This is a genomic window from Streptomyces regalis (genome assembly GCF_001509475.1).
GTDB classification, from domain to species: Bacteria; Actinomycetota; Actinomycetes; order Streptomycetales; family Streptomycetaceae; genus Streptomyces; species Streptomyces regalis.
Genome location: NZ_LLZG01000250.1, coordinates 1 through 392 on the forward strand (window position 1 = coordinate 1; position 392 = coordinate 392).

Here is a 392-nt window from a genome sequence, read left to right on the forward strand (position 1 = left end):
GCCCTGAACGGGCCTCGTCCTCAAACGCCGGACGGGCTGAAAAACTCAGCCCCTCCGGCGTTCGAGGAGCGGGGGTCCAGGGGGCAGAGCCCCCTGGGGGACGGGACGGGTAGGGGCGGCGGGGGCGAGAAACTACCCCCGCGTCAGCGACAGCAGGTCCCGCGCCGGGCCCACCGGGCGATGCCCCGTCGGCCACACCGCCCGCAGATCCCGCGCCAGCGACACGTCCGCCACCGGCACGCTCACCAGCCGCCGCATCGACAGTTCCTCCCCCACGGCGAGCTCGCTCAGCACCGCCGGCCCCGCCCCGCTCACCGCGGCCGCCTTGACCGCGGTGGTCGAGGACAGCTCGATCAAGGGACGGGCCAGCCCGCCGAGCGCCGCGTCGAGGA

General features: G+C 75.5%; 1 protein-coding gene. It reads right to left on the reverse strand.

Annotated elements, in window-relative coordinates; all coding sequences use genetic code 11:
- Window positions 1–132: 132 nt before the first annotated feature.
- On the reverse strand, window positions 133–392 hold a 260-nt coding region (locus ADL12_RS24770; RefSeq protein ID WP_244188040.1), incomplete at its 5' end, for a LysR substrate-binding domain-containing protein.